Genomic DNA, 16787 nt, shown 5'->3' with positions numbered 1-16787 from the left:
ACTTACTCCTGCTTGCCGGCGTGGCAACTACTACATAACTCACTGCGAACCTTTGGCGTCATTTCAGCCATGGGATCGGTTGCGCTATGTAATTTATGGCAGGCAGCACAAGGCACTTTTTTAGCATGTACGTTATGTGTCCAATCTGCTGCGCTCAGTTTTTTCGGTGTATGACACTTGCGACAAACGGCGAGCTGTTTATCAAGCTCAGATCCTTCTTGCAGACTAAACACGACTAAGTCGTTTGGCTTCTTGGGATGATCTCCTTTCTCGCCATGGCAGCTTGAGCAGGACATTTTCATCGTATCTTGACCATGATGGCCTAACATTGAACCGTTTCGCTTGTGACACTTCATGCAAGCAGCATCACTATTAATTTGAAGGGGTGATTCGGCGCTCGCTGCACTAAAGCTTAAAAGCAATGCAATTGCGCCCAAGCGAATCGACCACAGCCATTTTATTTTGGACATTAAGGAGTCCTCACATTTATTTGGGGAAGGGCGAAGATGAGTGTCAGGGTTCAGAATGATCTGAACCCGACGGTCGTAATCAGACAGCTAGCGCTTGCTTAAGGCTTTGTGCATCCCACGATTTCTGTTGATTCATTTCAATAAAGTTAATATTGAACTTACTAAATAGTTTTTTCATTAGTGAGTTATTTGCTTTACTAGAATCACTGATCACCATTTTAACTTCGGATGAGTCTTGATCTATTAATACATAATCGAGACGATAATCATGATTCAAACTAGCATCATGCTGATCCATCTCAAATACAGTATCTAATGGCACATTACAAAAAACATCGTACTTGCCTTCCACTACGGTTTTTAATGATTTAAAAAATCTAAAACTTTGTTTATCAAATAGCATGGGTTTAAGTTTAATTTCGTGATGTTCTGCATCATCTGGACCTGATTTAAAAAACTTAATACAGGTCATAACGAACATAACAAAAACGAATGGCACTGCGACAAACAGCACAAAGTACATAAACGCATAACTGAGAATAGCTGAAGTATTCATAACGCCTCCAATAACCTATTTATTTTTTGTTATCACCTTTTTCAAACAACTTTAGTATTAACGTGAAGCAAACTTATTTACTTGACAAGGATCACGCTTGGCAATAACAACCTAATAATAAACAATAAATTAAGAATTAACCCTCATTATTACTTAGCGCAAATCTTGATAATGGAATACATAAAATCTACATTTGCAATATCTGCAATATTGCAAAGTGAATTTCATATATTTAAAAACATCTTTTATATTTTTTAATATATAAAAAATATAAATATAAAAAAGCACTTATGAATTGAGGCGCTATAGTTTTAAAGTTGAGATACATTTCACATTAATATTATTCAACCAAGCCATAATCAATCAATATTTAAAGCATTTGCTCCAATTTAAGGGATATAAAAAATGCATATTAGCAATCTTGATGGGCTCGATATTCTAAGTTTGAAAATACTCGTTTCATTATATGAAAACAAGTCGGCAACTTATGTATCTAAAGCTCTCGACATTCCTGCGCCTAAGATTAGTCGCAGTCTTAAAAATATGCGGGAAATTTTTGGCGACGAGCTTTTTATTCGACGTAAATATGGACTTTTCCCTAATGAGTTTGTTTCTCATTTATATCCAATAGCAAAAGAAGCCATTGAGTGTGCAGATAAGTTTCATAAAGCCAGAGCAGCTAATAGTAATTTAGTCAAATCTCATGTGGAAATAGCTGCCCCAGGTTTAATTGCCTATGCTTTCCCAAAACCACTTATGCAGGCCATTAAAGAAGAACAAAAGCTCATGCATATTAATATCACTCCGTGGTCAATACATACCACTCAAGATATTATTAACGGCGATACTATGTTAGGGATTTGCTGTAATAAAAGCGCAGCAGACGTGGCCGCATTCGGTGATAAGCTTTTGACAACGGCACTGCAACACATGGATAAAGTTTATCTTATTGCTAGCCGAAACCATCCTATTTTCAAACGGGATATCACCTTAGAAACGATTGCAGAATATCCCTATGTGAATACTGATTTGGGTAACTCCAAGACTAAACTCAGTCCTTATCAAGATTTTTGTATCAAAAATAGCATCCATCTTAATACTGAAATTAACATTACCAGTATTTCAAGTTTGTTTGAATACCTCGGTGAAAGTCAGGCGCTATCATTATTGCCCTATCGTGTCGTCTACGAAATGGCGAGTGATATCTCCGAATTACATACATGTCAGTTGTCGCAACTTGAGGCCGAACGTTTATATGCAGAAACGGAAGTACCAACAATATTCTTAGTGCAAAAAAATCAACCGAATAACACCAATGACGATTTAGTATGGCTAAATGGGCAGATTAAAAAAATTGTTGATCATATTGTTTAGCTCAAAAAAGTGAAAGAACACGATATAGAGGTGATAGACATATCCTGCCTTAGCTTAAGCTCCACCTCATCCCCTAGATAACCCTTGGCGAAATTGTTAAGCCAACCATACATCTTACGCCGCAAACACGTTACACTAAGCCCATCTTTATCCTAATAGATTCAGCTATGCGGACCGAAAATACTGCCACTCTTAATCTTATTTGGGGCGCCCTTATTCTTGAGGAATTAGCACGTCTTGGCGTGCAACATGTGTGTATGGCACCGGGCTCGCGCTCAACGCCATTAACCCTCGCCGCCGCCCAGCAAACTAAGCTCCAGCGTCATTTGCATTTCGATGAACGTGGACTCGGCTTTATGGCCTTAGGGCTAGCCAAAGCCAGCCGAGCACCCGTCGCTATTATTACCACTTCAGGCACTGCCGTCGCCAACTTGTATCCCGCGATAGTTGAAGCCTGGCTAACGCATGTGCCTTTAATTATCTTAAGTGGCGATCGTCCGCCAGAATTACTCGGCTGCGGCGCCAACCAAGCGATAGTCCAGCCCGGTATTTTTGCCAATTACGCCATGCAAGTAAATTTACCTACGCCGGATACACGCATTGCGCCGCAAGCGTTGCTCACTACCCTCGATGAGGCAGTAGCGAATCAAACTCGTCCTGTACACATTAACTGTAAGTATCGTGAGCCTTTATATCCAAGTGAACTTAGTGGCGCGATTCTCGATGCAGAATCGCCCTACCTCAAACCGCTACACTCTTGGCTACAGTTAACGCACCCTTATACTCAATATGGCAAGAGTAAACAGCTGAGTAGCCCAAGTGATGATGCCATTATGCGGTTCGTCCACGGTAAAGGTGTCATTGTTGTCGGCACGCTTACGCCTGAACAAGATCCACAGCAGCTCATTGCCTTGTCGCAAAAAATTGGCTGGCCGCTTCTCACTGATGCACAGTCACAACTGCGTCAGCACCCTGCCGTCATCGGCAATATCGATCAATTACTGCAACACCCAAGGGCGCGCAATTTATTACAAGAAGCCGATCGCGTACTCGTATTCGGCGGTCGCCTATTATCAAAGCGTTTGATTGGATATTTAGCCGAGCAAAATTGGCACAGTTACTGGCAGGTTTTGCCAGAGCAGGACCGGCTCGACCCTAGCCATAATGCCAAACACATTTGGCACGCTAATGCTGCGCAGTTTGCCGCATTGAACTGGTATCGTTCATCCTCAGCAAACTGGGCAAATACTTTAATTACCTATAATGATGAATTACATAACTTATTTGTGCGCAATATCGATCATGGTGAATTTGGTGAAGCACAAGTAGTACGGGCGATCGCCAATACACGCCCGCTAGAACAACAGCTTTTTATCGGGAACAGCCTACCAGTACGTTTGTACGACATGTATGCCCCCGTGAGCTGCTGCACAGCAACCACCTTTACCAATCGTGGCGCATCTGGGATTGATGGCCTACTTGCTACGGCATGTGGCATTGCGGCTCACGCAGGTAAACCCACGAGTTTGATCATTGGTGATTTATCACAATTGCACGATCTTAACTCGCTAGCGATTGCTAAAAGCTTAACTAGCCCGTTAGTCATCGTCATTCTCAATAACGATGGCGGTAATATCTTCAACTTATTACCCGTGCCTAATGAGAAAATTCGTAGTGATTATTATCGACTCAGCCACGGCTTAGAATTTGGTTATGCCGCAGCTATGTTTAATTTGCCCTATAATCAAGTGGATAATTTAGCCGATTTTCAAGATAGCTATAATGAGGCGCTAGATTTTCAGGGGGCTTCGATCATTGAAGTCAATGTGAGCCAAAACCAAGCCAGCGACCAAATTGCCGCGCTCAACTTATGGGTGAAACAAAGCTAATGCCAATTATGGCCCGTTACGGTGACGCTTCATTACCCATTTTAGTGCTACTACATGGCTTTTTAGGCACTAAGGTCGACTGGTCGCCGTTAATGCCCACCTTGAGTCAACACTTTCATTGTATTTGTCTGGATCTGCCGGGCCATGGTGATAATCAAGCTGAGGGGGAGACTGAGGCTAAGTTTGATTTTAACTTTTGCACGCAAGACATAATGACGCGGCTTGATAGCCTTAGTCTAAGTAACGGCCAGTTTCATCTCTACGGTTATTCATTAGGGGGGCGCATCGCCCTGCATCTTGCTAAAGCCTATCCGCAGCGATTATTGAGTCTTAATCTCGAGTCCTGCCATCCAGGGCTTAAAGATCCGCAGGAAAAACTCGCCAGAAGCCAAAGTGATGCCCTGTGGGCCGAACGTTTGCTCAACCTTAATAGTAAAGATTTTTTAAGCTTGTGGTACCAGCAGCCCGTATTTGCCGATATGAGCGCCGCCAAACGGAAAAGCTTAATCGAATATCGAACCCATATATTGGACATGCATCCTAAGCAAATACTTAAACAGGTATTCTTAGCCACCTCATTGGCGCGCCAAGTTTCATTATGGGATGTGCCTTCACAACTTGCCTGTGAATGCCATTTCTTTGCCGGCAGCCAAGATGCCAAGTTCCACGCCCTCGCTCAAGAGTGGCAATTACATGCGCCCATTCTCGTCCATAGTATTAGCGGCGCTGGACACAACATACACCAAGCGGCTCCCGAGGTATTAAGCTCAACAATAATTAAGCTGCTTGGGTAAATAATAGTATTAAAATGTAGGAAATATATGATCTTAACTTCGCTTAACCTGTATCAATATCGACTACCGCTCGACGTATTATTGCCCGTAGGCAAGCAACGAATTGATCACAGAGCGGGATTAGTGCTGCAAGCCTGTATAAGTATTGAGGGCGAGTATCGACAAGTCGAAGTTGATATTGCGCCACTCGCAGGCGTTGATATCAATCAACAAGCCTTAGCAGGATTTAGCCGCGAATCGCTGGCTCAAGTACAACACTCTTTAGTTGAGTTATTACCACAACTCTGCGGTCAACATATCGACAGATTACTGAAATATGCCAACACTAGCGCTTACCCTTCCTTAGCTTTCGGTCTAAGTCTATTACATGCCAAGTTAATGGGTAAACTTGATGCTATCCGTCAGCAAAGCGCGACTGTTCCTTTGATTTATCATCCTACGGATGCAAATATAGACTTACTCGATAGCAAAATTGCTGCGCTTGGTATGGACGTTCACTCAGTGAAAGTGAAAGTGGCTCAGGCCTCAATCAAAGATGAGCTTAAACTCATTTATGGCATTCTACGTACCCGCCCCGACCTCAAACTACGCTTAGATGCAAATCAAGGTTTTACACTCGAGCAAGCGATCGAATTTGCTGCGTGCCTCCCCCTAGATTCTATTGAATATATTGAAGAACCTTGCCATAACCCAAAGAATAATATGGAATTTTATCAAGCGATTGGCATGCCATATGCCCTCGATGAGTCGCTTAATGATCCCGAATATCAATTTGAGATGCAAAAGGGTCTAACGGCATTGGTGATTAAACCTATGTTGCTCGGCACTGTCGAAAGGCTCGCTGATTTAATCGATATGGCGCAGAGCTATGGCGTGCGTTGTATTATTAGTTCGAGCCTTGAGAGCAGTTTAGGTATTCACGATTTAGCTCATCTAGCCACTATCCTTACTCCCGATGAAATCCCAGGACTCGATACCCTCAGCGCCTTTAGCCAAGATTTATTAATATCATCGGGTAAAAAACACTGCCTGACCCTGGCGCAACTTGAGCTTATTACGCAACACACCCTTGATTTAACACTGCAAAGTGATTCTAGTATCGCTAAGGGTGAGGAAAGATAGCTTGCCAAATACCCACCTATCGCCACCACTAATATTGTCACCTGTACACCAAGCTGCGCTTGCGTTTCCACAGCAAACGGCCATCAAGCGAGCAGGACAATACACTAGTTACTCTGAATTAAGCCAGCGCGTTATCGCACTTAATCAGCAGTTAAGTGCTGTGGGTATCAGCCAAGGCCAATCCCTCGCTTGCGTTGCCAGTAATAGTATGGAGATGATTTGCCTCTACTGGGCCTGTATTGATATCGGGGCAATCTTTTTCCCTATCTCGCCACGCTTCCCCCTAACGCAGATCCAAGGTTTAATCGATGAACATCGGATAGGCTATTTTTGGAGTAAGGAAAATACTGAGTTACAACACTGTCGTCTACTAGACTTAGATTTTGAATGCGTTAGCAATGACTTACCTCAACCTATCGATGTGTCACGTCCTGCCAATGTGATTTTAACCTCTGGCTCCAGTGGCTTTCCCAAAGCGGCTGTTCATCGCCTGGCGAACCATATTGCCAACGCTGAGGGTGCTCGCAGCTTAATCGCGCTAGAACAAGGTGATGCTTGGTTACTATCACTCCCCTTATTCCACATTGGTGGTCTGGCAATATTAAATCGCTGCGCCTTAGTCGGCGCTTGTGTTGTCATGCCAGATCACGCACTAACTCTAAGCCAACAGATTGACCAAGATAAACTAAGCCATCTCTCTCTGGTTCCTGCACAGCTGAATAAACTATTAACCGACACCAGTAGCAAGCTTAAAAGCATCAAAGCCTTATTACTCGGTGGCGGCGCCGTCTCACTCGACTTACTCACGCAACTTAAGCAGCGTAATATTGCCAGCTACACCAGTTACGGCATGACAGAAATGGGCTCACAAATCACCACGGGTCCCGCCTTAAGCGACGGCAGCAGTGGCAAATTACTCCCGAAACGTGAACTTAAAATCAAAGACGGTGTTATTTGGGTGCGCGGCGCTTGCCTATTTATGGGCTATCTCACTCCCGATGGAATACAAGCGTGCGTTGATCAAGATAGCTGGTTTTATACCAAAGACAGGGGTGAATGGAATGAAAATGGTAATCTACGCATCCTCGGCCGCGTCGATAATATGTTTATCAGCGGTGGCGAAAATATCCAGCCAGAAGAAATTGAAGCCGCGCTTAAGCTGCACCCACAAATAGACGATGCTATCGTTTTCGCTATCCCTGACGACAAATTTGGTCACCTTCCAGCCGCCATTATTCGCGGTAGTTTAGCCCGTCAGCCTGAGGCGATAACCAGCGAACTCGAATTATTCCTCGCCGATAAAATCGCCCGTTTCAAACGTCCAAGACACTATTACCCATGGCCAGAAAGTAGTGAGCAGACAGGGCTGAAAGTGAACCGAAAATCACTGATTGCTAGCCTTATTCAAGGCTAATTTTTAACACGAATTTCAGACATAAAAAAACCTGCCGTAGCAGGTTTTTTATGGTTGAAATCACTTCGCTTAATAAGTGATGCGACTTAGATTTCCATACACGCTTTTAGTTTATTCATGGCATTTTTCTCAAGTTGGCGAATACGTTCAGCCGACACTTGATAGGTTTCTGCCAGTTCTTGCAGTGTCGTTTTATTATCATCTAACCAACGAGCGCGCAGAATATGTTGGCTACGCTCATCTAAGGTTTTAATCGCCGATAATAAACGACCTTGAGAATCGGATTCCCAGTTGTCGTTTTCAATATTCTCCGCTAAATCTGACGAATGATCTTCTAGATAATGCACAGGAGCAAAGTCATGCTCCTCATCTTGATCATTAGTCAAATCAAATGCAGGATCCTGCGCCGCCATACGTGATTCCATTTCGGTCACGTCAGCTTTAGAAACACCGAGATTTTCAGCTACCATGCTGACTTCAGCATCGCTGAACCAACCTAAGCGAGTTTTCGCTTTACGGATATTAAAGAATAACTTACGTTGCGCTTTAGTGGTGGCAACTTTAACAATGCGCCAGTTTTTCAGCACATATTCATGTATTTCAGCTTTGATCCAGTGCACAGCAAAAGACACCAGTCGCACGCCAACATCAGGATCGAAGCGTTTAACCGCTTTCATCAAACCTATGTTGCCTTCTTGGATCAAGTCAGCCTGTGGCAGACCGTAGCCTGAGTAGCCTTTTGCGACATGCACAACAAAACGTAAGTGCGACATAATCAGTTGCTTCGCCGCCTGCAGATCGCCTGTTTCCTGCAAACGCTTGGCTAACTCATACTCAGCCTCAGCATCCAGCATGCTGATGCTAGTCACTGAATTGATATAAGCTTCTAGACTACTGGCGCCCTGTGGGACAGTCAGTGCCATTGATTGCGTTTGAAAGGTCATTCGCTCTCCTACATTTTATCAGACTACTTACGAGTGTATTCTTGGGTTTGTTAACAAAACACCACAAGAATAAGCTGATGAACTATCGGCTAATTGACAGACTATGTCAACCTTAGCGCGTTTACCGATAGCCTTTTTAACTCGTTAAAATAGACATATCAAGTGAAAAAAAGTTCATCACTATGGATTTTTTTAGTGACTTTTTCGCTATTTTTTAACTTCACAGGTTAGTGATTACGACGGCTCAATAGCGCGTATATGTTGACGAACCGATAGATACGAACCCAACCAACCTAAAAACGATGCTAGACCGACTAACTGTAATAGCTCAGTAAACGTCAGTGATTTCATCTCAAGCTGACTACCGTACAACCCTAGCAATTCTGCCAACGCCGAATCGAGATACCACACTAATAAGTTAATGATAAGCCAAGCTAATATACCACCAATCACCCCATACCAAATACCCGTATAAAGGAAGGGACGCTGGATAAAAGCTTCGGTTGCGCCGACTAATTTCATGACTTCGATTTCGCTACGTCGATTCATAATCGCAAGACGGATAGTATTGCCAATCACTAATACCACAGCCAATATGAGGAGAGCCGCAATGGCCATCACAGTCCGCTCGAGCAGACGAACCACAGCTTGTAAACGCTCTAACCATTCAATATCTAAACGGCCAAAACTAATCTCAGGTTCCCGTTCTAGTTTAGTTAATAACTCTCTCGCCCCCGCTGGCGTTGAATAACGCTTAGTCGGTGTCACGGTTATCACGGCCGGTAAGGGGTTTTGATCCAAATAGGCCAAGGCTTCACCAAACCCTGACAGGCGTTGAAACTCCTCTAAAGCTTGGTTTTTATCGATATACAGCACTTTATCAACTTCAGAATAAGTACCAATACGCGTCAACAAACTCTGGATTGTTTGGTCACTGCGATTATCATCAATAAACAAGGAGATCTCAGCAGCACTATTCCACGAGCTAGTGATGGTTTCCGCATTTTTGACTAATACTTGTAAGGCTGCCGGTAAACTCAAACTCACACCGAGTACAGCCATCGTCATCACAGAAGATATTGGATTACGCCAGAGCTCACCCAAACTCGCCATCGCTTGCTGCGCATGACGAATAAAAAACATTACAAACCGCCCCGAAAAGGGTAGTTTACTACGGGTTAATTTTGCGCTATTGCTCATTGGCCTTCACCTCTATTGAGCGGTGTACTACGCGCGTGCACGCTGTGATGTAGCTCTTGCGTGTCCAACATACGCCCCTGTTTAAGCGTAAAAGTGCGATATTTCATCCGCGCGATTAATCCCAAATCGTGGGTGGCGATGAGCACGCTAGTGCCTGCATCATTAAAGGTTTCAAATAAGCGTAAAATATCCATCGATAGCTTGGGATCTAAGTTACCCGTTGGCTCGTCGGCGAGTAGTAAAAGCGGTTTATTCACAATCGCACGGGCAATGCCGACACGTTGCTGTTCGCCGCCTGACAACATAACTGGGTTATGACGCTCTTTGCCATATAGCCCCACCATGTCGAGGGCGCCAGCCACACGCTTACGGATCTCACCATGGGAGAAACCTTCAATTACCAGCGGCAAAGCGACATTATCAAAAACACTTCGATCCATTAACAGATGATGGTTTTGAAAAATCATGCCGATATTACGGCGTAAATACGGCACATGCTTAGCGCTTAACTTGGCAATGTCGAAGCCATTAATCGCCACGCGACCAGTGGTCGCGCGCTCAATAACCGTGATTAATTTCAACAGCGTACTCTTACCCGCACCCGAGTGGCCGGTTAAAAATGCCATTTCACCCTGTTGTAGATGAAAATTCACATCTTCCAGCGCCATTTGGCCGCCAGGATAAATCTTACTGACCTGCTGAAAATCAATCATAAATTAGCTATCCACTTTTTCTTGGGTGAACAAGGCTTCGATAAATTCTTTCGAATTAAAGGGGCGCAAATCATCAATTTGCTCACCAACACCGATATAACGGATGGGGATATTAAACTTGTCGGCAATCGCAAACACAACACCGCCCTTAGCCGTTCCATCTAACTTACTGATTGTAATACCCGTTACCCCAACAGCTTCTTGGAATAATTGCGCTTGGCTAATCGCATTTTGTCCTGTGCTGGCATCCAATGTCAGCATGACCTCATGTGGTGTATCGGGGTCGAGCTTTTTCATTACTCGCACAACTTTTTTCAATTCCTCCATTAGATGCGCTTTATTTTGCAAACGACCCGCGGTGTCGGCAATCAATACATCTACTTTACGCGCTTTGGCGGCTTGTAAGGCATCAAATAATACCGAAGCACTATCAGCGCCCGTATGCTGGGCAATCACGGTAATGTCGTTGCGCTGCCCCCAAACTTGTAGCTGCTCAACCGCGGCAGCACGGAAAGTATCACCCGCAGCTAACATCACCGATTTACCTTGGCTCTGGTACTGTTTGGCCATTTTACCGATGGTAGTCGTTTTACCCACACCATTAACACCCACCATTAAAATAACAAATGGCCCGTTGGCATTATCTGGCACTAGCGGAATGGCGACAGGATCAAGTGTTTTTTGCAATTCATCGCGCAATAACTCATATAAAGCTTCGGCATCTTTTAGTTGTTTACGTGATGCATGCTCAGTCAAATTCTTAATAAGACGCGTAGTGGTTTCAACGCCAACATCGGCAATTAATAACTGTTCTTCGAGTTCTTCAAACAGATCATCATCAATTTTTTTACCGCGAAATAGTCCGATAAAGCCGCTACCAATATTCTCGCTGGTACGCATTAAGCCGCGCTTCAGGCGAGCAAACAAGCCTTCTTTAACTGGTCTAGCCTGCGGCTCTGGTTGTAATTCAGCATTAAGCTCAGCGGTTTGCTCAGCAGCGAGTTGTTCTATGGCTAATTCAGCAGCAACGCGAGCATGTTCAGCTTCTTCCGCTGCGACAAGCGCGGCTTGATCCGCTATACGCTCGGCTTCAATTTGCGCTTGTTCGTAGCCAATGCGCTCAGCCTCAGCCTTAGTTTGCGCTAATTGCTCTGCGGCTAGCTTCTCAGCAGCAAGTTGTTTAGCCTCTAACTGCGCAGCAGCCAGACGTGCAACTTCAGCTTGTTGATCTGCTATACATTCGGCTTCAATTTGCGCTTGCTCGTCGGCAATGCGCTCAGCCTCAGCCTTAGTTTGCGCTAATTGCTCTGCGGCTAGCTTATCAGCAGCAAGTTGTTCAGCCCCTAACTGTATGGCAGCCAAATCTGCCGCTGTCGCTTGAGCCTCAGCAGCTAAACGTTGTAGCTCTGCTTGTTCCTGTTCTACAGACGGTGCTATTTCAGAGTCTGGTGTTGGCGTAACAACTGGAGTTTCAGCGACGACCTCATCTTGTGACTTATCTTTACGAAACCAAGAGAAAAAACCTTTCTTTGCCATGTGTGATTCCAGCGCTCTACTTCAGTGTTGAATTTTTGAATAAGACCCTGATGTTATACCAGATTGCCTCGGAAATTACGCCCAAAAAGTCGGCAATTAGCTAAGCTCACTCAGCCTTCTCACCTTTTGGTGAGACTTTGATATAAAATAGTGGTCTTTATTAAGGTGGCATAGTCTACCACTTTCTTTCTTCAGGCAAAATCACGGGGGCGTTTTGGTCAATCATCGTTCGATAAAAAATCAACCGATTAAAAGTCAGCTTGGTAGTGGTCAGGTGCGGATCATTGGCGGGCAATGGCGTTCGCGTCGCTTACCTATTCAGGATCTCGATGGCTTAAGACCAACACCAGATAGAGTGCGCGAAACGCTTTTTAACTGGTTAGCCAATAGTGTTGTTAATGCTCGCGTGCTCGACTGTTTTGGCGGGAGCGGCGCATTAGCACTCGAAGCTCTATCTCGTTATGCAAGTTACGCTAAAATTATCGAGTTACAACGCGGCGCAGCTTTGCAATTAAAAGAAAATCTTCAAACCCTTAAATGCGATAAGGCCGAAGTGCTCAACGCCGACACATTAATGGTGTTACAACAAGGCTGCGATCAAGGTTTTGACCTAGTGTTTATCGACCCGCCATTTCGCAAGGGATTGGCAGAAAAGACGACTCAACTGCTCGACACCCAAGGCTGGCTCAATGATGGCGCATTAATTTATGTTGAAGTCGAATCAGAATTAACACAACTGGCGATACCCTCTTGCTGGCAAACCCTAAAAGAAAAACATACAGGACAAGTCAGTTATCGCTTATATCAACATCAAGCCGCAAATACGGCTGAGCCTAGAGAAGATGAAAACCATGCCCTTGTTGATTAGCTTAGGTAAAGCCTTCACGCTTATTGCGTGGCTGATGATGGCCTATAACTTAGTTGCCCCATTTGAAGGTAATGTTGCGATTGTTTTGAATATCCTGCTCGGTATTACCTGCATGATGCATTGCTTTCAGGTTGCTATCTTCCATATGTTGTTTAAAACCTTGCTGCCATTAACGAAGCAAGATTATTTACAGGTCTTTATCTTTGGGATTTTTAGTTTGCTCACCTATCGACAACAAGCAATGGCTCAAGCGATTTAACCGATATTCCAAATAACAAAAAACCCTCAGAAGAGGGTTTTTTTATGGCGGCAGCACAGGCAACCTTATGCTAAAACTTATCCTTTAGGATAAGGATGAGCCACACCTTTATGACAGTCGATACAAGTTTTTCTATCTTCTGGCGCTTTTTTAAAGTTATTGCTATGCATTCTTACGGCCATTTTACTCATATTTTCTGATTGGTTTTCATAAATACGATTATGACAATTTTGACAAGTTGAAGAATCTATCGAACGTAAATAATCACGTGCGAGTTCAGCTTGTTCTTTACGGTTTTCATCTAACCAAGCTTGAGTATTAAAGTTATCTATCATTAAGAAACCAATCACGTCTTTAGAGACGATGATTTTTTTCTTCAGATATTGAAATGGTTCCTGTGCGATGTGACATTGCTGACACTGAACCACAATACCCGCACGGTTGTTACCATGGGGAGATGACATAACCTCATCTTTCAATGAGTGTTGGCTATGGCAGCTCATACAAAATGCATCTTGGCTGGTAGCGTGTAAGGTCGTTTGGGTGGCAAAGTAGCCCACAACTCCAACAACAATACCCACGGCCAGTAATGCTATGATTGAATATTTCGCGCTAGGTTTAAATAGTGCACGCCAGTTCATCACTCTACTCTCCGAAATTGATAAATTTAGTTTTTATAAGTCTAGTTTATATTTTTCCATTTATTAGAAATTTGATTCTAAGCCAAAATCTAATCATTGAATGACGTTTAAAAGCGTAAAATGAGACCTAGATCTAACTATCACCGCTGTAACCAGCTAAAACCTTCTAACAAAAGGCGTAATACATGGTGATTCACATTCATCTAATCGAAATAAAACACGGGGCTCTATTTTAATGATTAATATTCGAATTAAATGCACTTAAGTTAAATCTTATTTGCAGAATTCTTAAATGTGATCTGTGACACGCTTACTGAGCGCATAGGATTAGATTAATACAGAGACAAGCATGAATAATTAACTGCTGTGAAGGGTCTATTGAGAATGAAAATCTATTGGTTATTCTAAAACGTGAACTAACCCATTACAGAATAATATCGCTATGCTAGAATCGAGCCGTTCATCATCTGGGATACTTATGCATCACACACTCAGCCGTTACTTTTTAGTCATATTCACTTTACTCGCACTCGTCGGGCAAACTGTTGTGTCTAATGGTCACGCAATGGTGCCGCACACTATGGGTATGAGTGCGATGGATCATGATGTTTCCCCCCAAGAAATGCACCACACCACAGTGATGCCGATGAACACAGAGAACAGTTCTGACTCACATTCAATGGCCAACGCGGATTGCTGCAACGATACAATGCTTCCCGGCGCGAAACAGCATTGCTGTGATGGCACCACATCATGTTCAAATGATTGTGGGCATTGTTTAACGATTTCAGTTGCTGGCACTCTATTCAGCCCACACCTCTGGCCAAGTGTGAGCATGAGCGATACCGCAATGGCCACTCCTATGCCTCATTTCCACTCTATCTCTTTGTCTTCGGCCTTTAAACCACCGATAGCCTAAGCCTACTTTACGCTTAATGGGCAAATCGCCTTTAAAGAAGCCAAGCTAAAACGACAATTCAGTTAGTCCTAAACTAACGTCAAATTTAGCCGTTTATTGTGGTGCCTTATCGTTAAATCGTGCACCCGAGCCTAGCAAAACGTTGCGTACTGAGTCGAATGCCAAGTTGTGGCATCAATGCGTCTATCGAAGCGAACCGCTTTGTTCCACTGTGCTCACAGACGTTTATGCGCTCAATATTCGGCCGTTAATCCGATGGAGTAAACAATATGAAAACACTAATCAATCTCGCCTTAATCACATACTTGCTGACCAGAACCAGTGTGTTTGCGGCAACTGCCCCGCACGAACATCAGCACGATAATGCAAATCCACAGCAACAAGCGCAAACCTATATTTGCCCTATGCACCCTGAAGTGACAGGCAGCAAAGAGGACACTTGCCCTAAATGTGGCATGGACTTAGAGCCAAAAGCGACGGAAGTAAAACATGCTGAAGGTACGCTGCACAACGCGCACGAACACCACTAGGCTAGGCTGGAGATGAGGCATATGAATCCATTTAACAACGTAAAAAAACAAGCCCCTAAGGCCGTACTACTATTGAGTAGCTTACTTATTAGTACGCCTTGGTTGAGTCATGCACAACTTGCAAGTACAGATAAAACTGCTGCACACCAAGCTAACAACCATGAACAGGCGAACGTTATAACTCAAGTAAAAACCTACACTTGCCCGATGCACTCTGAAGTCATTAGCCATGAACCTGGCCGCTGCCCTCAGTGCAATATGTTTTTAGTAGAAAAACTCGATACCGCAGTTCCTGCAGCTGAATATACAGAGCATCAAGCCGCAGATCACCAGACCTCTGAACATGGACAAACCTCGGCCGCCAAGGCTTCGACTCAGGTATTCGATACTTCAGTGCCGAAAGCCGACAGCTTGGTCGATGCACCAAATAACGTGGCAATAATCAAGTACGTTTGCCCTATGCATGCCCACATCATTAGTGATGTGCCCGGCACTTGTCCTATCTGCGGCATGAATTTAGAGAAAGTCGAAACCGGTGGTAATACCCAAGAAATCAACATCAATGTTTCTGGCAGTATGCAACAAGCGCTGGCACTTAAAGTTGCAAAAGTGGAACGCGATACATTGTGGAAATTTGTCGAAACCGTTGGTCAAGTAGACTACGACGAAAGCCAAATTACCCATATTCATGCCCGCGTTACTGGCTGGATTGAAAAGCTGATGATCAAGTCAGTCGGCGATACCATTAAGAAAGATCAGCTACTTTATGAGATCTACTCTCCCGATTTAATCAATGCGCAAAACGATTACCTACTCGCCCTAGATACCGCTAAAGCGAACGGGCAGGGTCGCTATAAAGATCTGGTTCGTAATGCGGCTTTACGATTATCTTTCCTTGGGCTTAACGATAAACAAATCAATCAACTCACCGAGTCAAAACAAACACAATATCGCGTACCTTTTTATGCACGGCAGGAGGGGATCGTCAAGGCGCTCGATGTGCGTGATGGCATGTACATTCAGCCTTCGACCGAGGTGATGTCTGTGGTGGATCTCTCTAAAGTTTGGGTGATTGCTGACGTATTCGAGAATGAGCAAAGCTGGATTGCCAAAGGACAAAAAGCCGAAATTGCCGTTCCGGCCATGAATATTAGCGGTATCGAAGGCACTATCGATTACATCTATCCCGAGCTAGACCCAGTCACTCGCAGCCTGCGAGTACGGGTAGTGCTCAACAATACCAAGGTAGATTTAAGACCCAAAACCCTCACGAAGGTCTCGCTATTCGGCGGGCCACATAAAAATGTACTGGTGATCCCGCAAGAAGCCTTAATCCAAACGGGTAAAGAAAATCGCGTAATCGTCAAACAAGCCGATGACAGCTTTACCGCTAAAAAAGTCACGGTAGGCATGATGAGCCAAGGCAAAGCGGAAATTATTTCGGGCTTGAATGAAGGTGAACGAGTAGTGATTTCGGGGCAATTTTTACTCGACTCAGAGGCTAGCCTGAAAGGCAGTTTAATGCGTTTAAGCAGCGGTCATCAGCACTAGGAGCGCA

The 16787-nt window shown here is 44.1% G+C and carries 17 protein-coding genes; 10 read left to right on the top strand and 7 right to left on the bottom strand.

The features are described 5' to 3' along the window. Positions 1–2: 2 nt before the first annotated feature. Positions 3–470, bottom strand: coding sequence for a nitrite reductase (locus tag L2717_RS04880; protein ID WP_220774467.1), 468 nt, complete (start codon positions 468–470; stop codon positions 3–5). Positions 471–549: 79 nt separating this feature from the next. Then, on the bottom strand, positions 550–1026 hold the full coding sequence (locus tag L2717_RS04875; protein WP_248937999.1) for a DUF2726 domain-containing protein: 477 nt from the start codon (positions 1024–1026) through the stop codon (positions 550–552). Between the two features lie 405 nt (positions 1027–1431). Here L2717_RS04875 and L2717_RS04870 point away from each other — a divergent pair, with 405 nt between their 5' ends. The 5 genes from L2717_RS04870 (at position 1432) to menE (ending at position 7619) form a co-directional block, all read left to right on the top strand. Beyond that, entirely contained in the window at positions 1432–2400 is a 969-nt protein-coding gene (locus L2717_RS04870) for a LysR family transcriptional regulator (RefSeq protein WP_248937998.1), read from the top strand. Between the two features lie 167 nt (positions 2401–2567). Next, the gene (gene menD, locus L2717_RS04865; RefSeq protein WP_220774418.1) at positions 2568–4289 is read left to right on the top strand and encodes a 2-succinyl-5-enolpyruvyl-6-hydroxy-3-cyclohexene-1-carboxylic-acid synthase; all 1722 of its coding nucleotides are present in this window, start codon (positions 2568–2570) and stop codon (positions 4287–4289) included. After that, complete coding sequence (menH, locus tag L2717_RS04860; protein ID WP_220774417.1) at positions 4289–5083, top strand: 2-succinyl-6-hydroxy-2,4-cyclohexadiene-1-carboxylate synthase; 795 nt, start codon at positions 4289–4291, stop codon at positions 5081–5083. Before menD ends, menH begins: the two co-directional genes overlap by 1 nt. Positions 5084–5110: 27 nt before the next feature. Next, the gene (menC, locus tag L2717_RS04855; RefSeq protein WP_220774416.1) at positions 5111–6205 is read left to right on the top strand and encodes an o-succinylbenzoate synthase; all 1095 of its coding nucleotides are present in this window, start codon (positions 5111–5113) and stop codon (positions 6203–6205) included. Position 6206: 1 nt separating this feature from the next. After that, complete coding sequence (gene menE / locus L2717_RS04850; RefSeq protein WP_220774415.1) at positions 6207–7619, top strand: o-succinylbenzoate--CoA ligase; 1413 nt, start codon at positions 6207–6209, stop codon at positions 7617–7619. 86 nt (positions 7620–7705) lie between these two features. On the opposite strand, the gene rpoH is transcribed toward menE, so the two are convergent. The 4 genes from rpoH to ftsY form a co-directional block, all read right to left on the bottom strand. Then, positions 7706–8563, bottom strand: a complete 858-nt coding sequence (rpoH, locus tag L2717_RS04845) for an RNA polymerase sigma factor RpoH (RefSeq protein WP_076497255.1) — start codon at positions 8561–8563, stop codon at positions 7706–7708. A 234-nt stretch (positions 8564–8797) separates the two neighbouring features. Next, positions 8798–9763 carry a permease-like cell division protein FtsX gene (gene ftsX / locus L2717_RS04840; RefSeq protein ID WP_220774414.1) on the bottom strand — a complete coding sequence of 322 codons (966 nt, stop codon included), beginning with the start codon at positions 9761–9763 and terminating at the stop codon, positions 8798–8800. Next, complete coding sequence (ftsE, locus tag L2717_RS04835; RefSeq protein ID WP_220774413.1) at positions 9760–10476, bottom strand: cell division ATP-binding protein FtsE; 717 nt, start codon at positions 10474–10476, stop codon at positions 9760–9762. Before ftsE ends, ftsX begins: the two co-directional genes overlap by 4 nt. Before the next feature lie 3 nt (positions 10477–10479). Next, positions 10480–12012, bottom strand: a complete 1533-nt coding sequence (gene ftsY, locus L2717_RS04830) for a signal recognition particle-docking protein FtsY (RefSeq protein WP_220774412.1) — start codon at positions 12010–12012, stop codon at positions 10480–10482. 214 nt (positions 12013–12226) lie between these two features. Here ftsY and rsmD point away from each other — a divergent pair, with 214 nt between their 5' ends. Beyond that, positions 12227–12880: a 16S rRNA (guanine(966)-N(2))-methyltransferase RsmD gene (gene rsmD, locus L2717_RS04825; RefSeq protein ID WP_220774411.1), complete on the top strand. Its 654-nt coding sequence runs from the start codon at positions 12227–12229 to the stop codon at positions 12878–12880. Beyond that, positions 12855–13139, top strand: coding sequence for a DUF1145 domain-containing protein (locus tag L2717_RS04820; RefSeq protein ID WP_220774410.1), 285 nt, complete (start codon positions 12855–12857; stop codon positions 13137–13139). The genes rsmD and L2717_RS04820 overlap by 26 nt, the downstream gene beginning before the upstream one ends. 77 nt (positions 13140–13216) lie before the next feature. Here the strand turns inward: L2717_RS04820 and L2717_RS04815 are convergent, their stop codons facing one another. Then, positions 13217–13780, bottom strand: a complete 564-nt coding sequence (locus L2717_RS04815; protein ID WP_248937997.1) for a NapC/NirT family cytochrome c — start codon at positions 13778–13780, stop codon at positions 13217–13219. A gap of 478 nt (positions 13781–14258) precedes the next feature. Between L2717_RS04815 and L2717_RS04810 the strand changes: the two genes are divergently transcribed. From L2717_RS04810 to L2717_RS04800, 3 genes are all read left to right on the top strand, one after another. Continuing rightward, on the top strand, positions 14259–14699 hold the full coding sequence (locus L2717_RS04810; RefSeq protein WP_246611714.1) for a hypothetical protein: 441 nt from the start codon (positions 14259–14261) through the stop codon (positions 14697–14699). Positions 14700–14968: 269 nt separating this feature from the next. Next, positions 14969–15229, top strand: coding sequence for a heavy metal-binding domain-containing protein (locus L2717_RS04805; RefSeq protein ID WP_220772110.1), 261 nt, complete (start codon positions 14969–14971; stop codon positions 15227–15229). Positions 15230–15250: 21 nt separating this feature from the next. Further along, positions 15251–16780: an efflux RND transporter periplasmic adaptor subunit gene (locus L2717_RS04800; RefSeq protein WP_220772108.1), complete on the top strand. Its 1530-nt coding sequence runs from the start codon at positions 15251–15253 to the stop codon at positions 16778–16780. Positions 16781–16787: the final 7 nt, after the last annotated feature.

The organism is Shewanella glacialipiscicola, from assembly GCF_023283485.1.
GTDB classification, from domain to species: domain Bacteria; phylum Pseudomonadota; class Gammaproteobacteria; order Enterobacterales; family Shewanellaceae; genus Shewanella; species Shewanella glacialipiscicola.
Note: the sequence above shows the minus strand (reverse complement) of the source record. Positions and strands in the feature narration are given on the sequence as shown.

Coding starts and splice junctions, on each gene's coding strand:
- rpoH (WP_076497255.1), bottom strand. CDS start 8,563: ATGACCTTTCAAACGCAATCAATGGCACTGACTGTCCCACAGGGCGCC.
- L2717_RS04820 (WP_220774410.1), top strand. CDS start 12,855: ATGAAAACCATGCCCTTGTTGATTAGCTTAGGTAAAGCCTTCACGCTT.
- L2717_RS04875 (WP_248937999.1), bottom strand. CDS start 1,026: ATGAATACTTCAGCTATTCTCAGTTATGCGTTTATGTACTTTGTGCTG.
- L2717_RS04870 (WP_248937998.1), top strand. CDS start 1,432: ATGCATATTAGCAATCTTGATGGGCTCGATATTCTAAGTTTGAAAATA.
- menD (WP_220774418.1), top strand. CDS start 2,568: ATGCGGACCGAAAATACTGCCACTCTTAATCTTATTTGGGGCGCCCTT.
- L2717_RS04810 (WP_246611714.1), top strand. CDS start 14,259: ATGCATCACACACTCAGCCGTTACTTTTTAGTCATATTCACTTTACTC.
- ftsX (WP_220774414.1), bottom strand. CDS start 9,763: ATGAGCAATAGCGCAAAATTAACCCGTAGTAAACTACCCTTTTCGGGG.
- L2717_RS04800 (WP_220772108.1), top strand. CDS start 15,251: ATGAATCCATTTAACAACGTAAAAAAACAAGCCCCTAAGGCCGTACTA.
- menC (WP_220774416.1), top strand. CDS start 5,111: ATGATCTTAACTTCGCTTAACCTGTATCAATATCGACTACCGCTCGAC.
- ftsE (WP_220774413.1), bottom strand. CDS start 10,476: ATGATTGATTTTCAGCAGGTCAGTAAGATTTATCCTGGCGGCCAAATG.
- L2717_RS04880 (WP_220774467.1), bottom strand. CDS start 470: ATGTCCAAAATAAAATGGCTGTGGTCGATTCGCTTGGGCGCAATTGCA.
- menH (WP_220774417.1), top strand. CDS start 4,289: ATGCCAATTATGGCCCGTTACGGTGACGCTTCATTACCCATTTTAGTG.
- ftsY (WP_220774412.1), bottom strand. CDS start 12,012: ATGGCAAAGAAAGGTTTTTTCTCTTGGTTTCGTAAAGATAAGTCACAA.
- L2717_RS04805 (WP_220772110.1), top strand. CDS start 14,969: ATGAAAACACTAATCAATCTCGCCTTAATCACATACTTGCTGACCAGA.
- L2717_RS04815 (WP_248937997.1), bottom strand. CDS start 13,780: ATGAACTGGCGTGCACTATTTAAACCTAGCGCGAAATATTCAATCATA.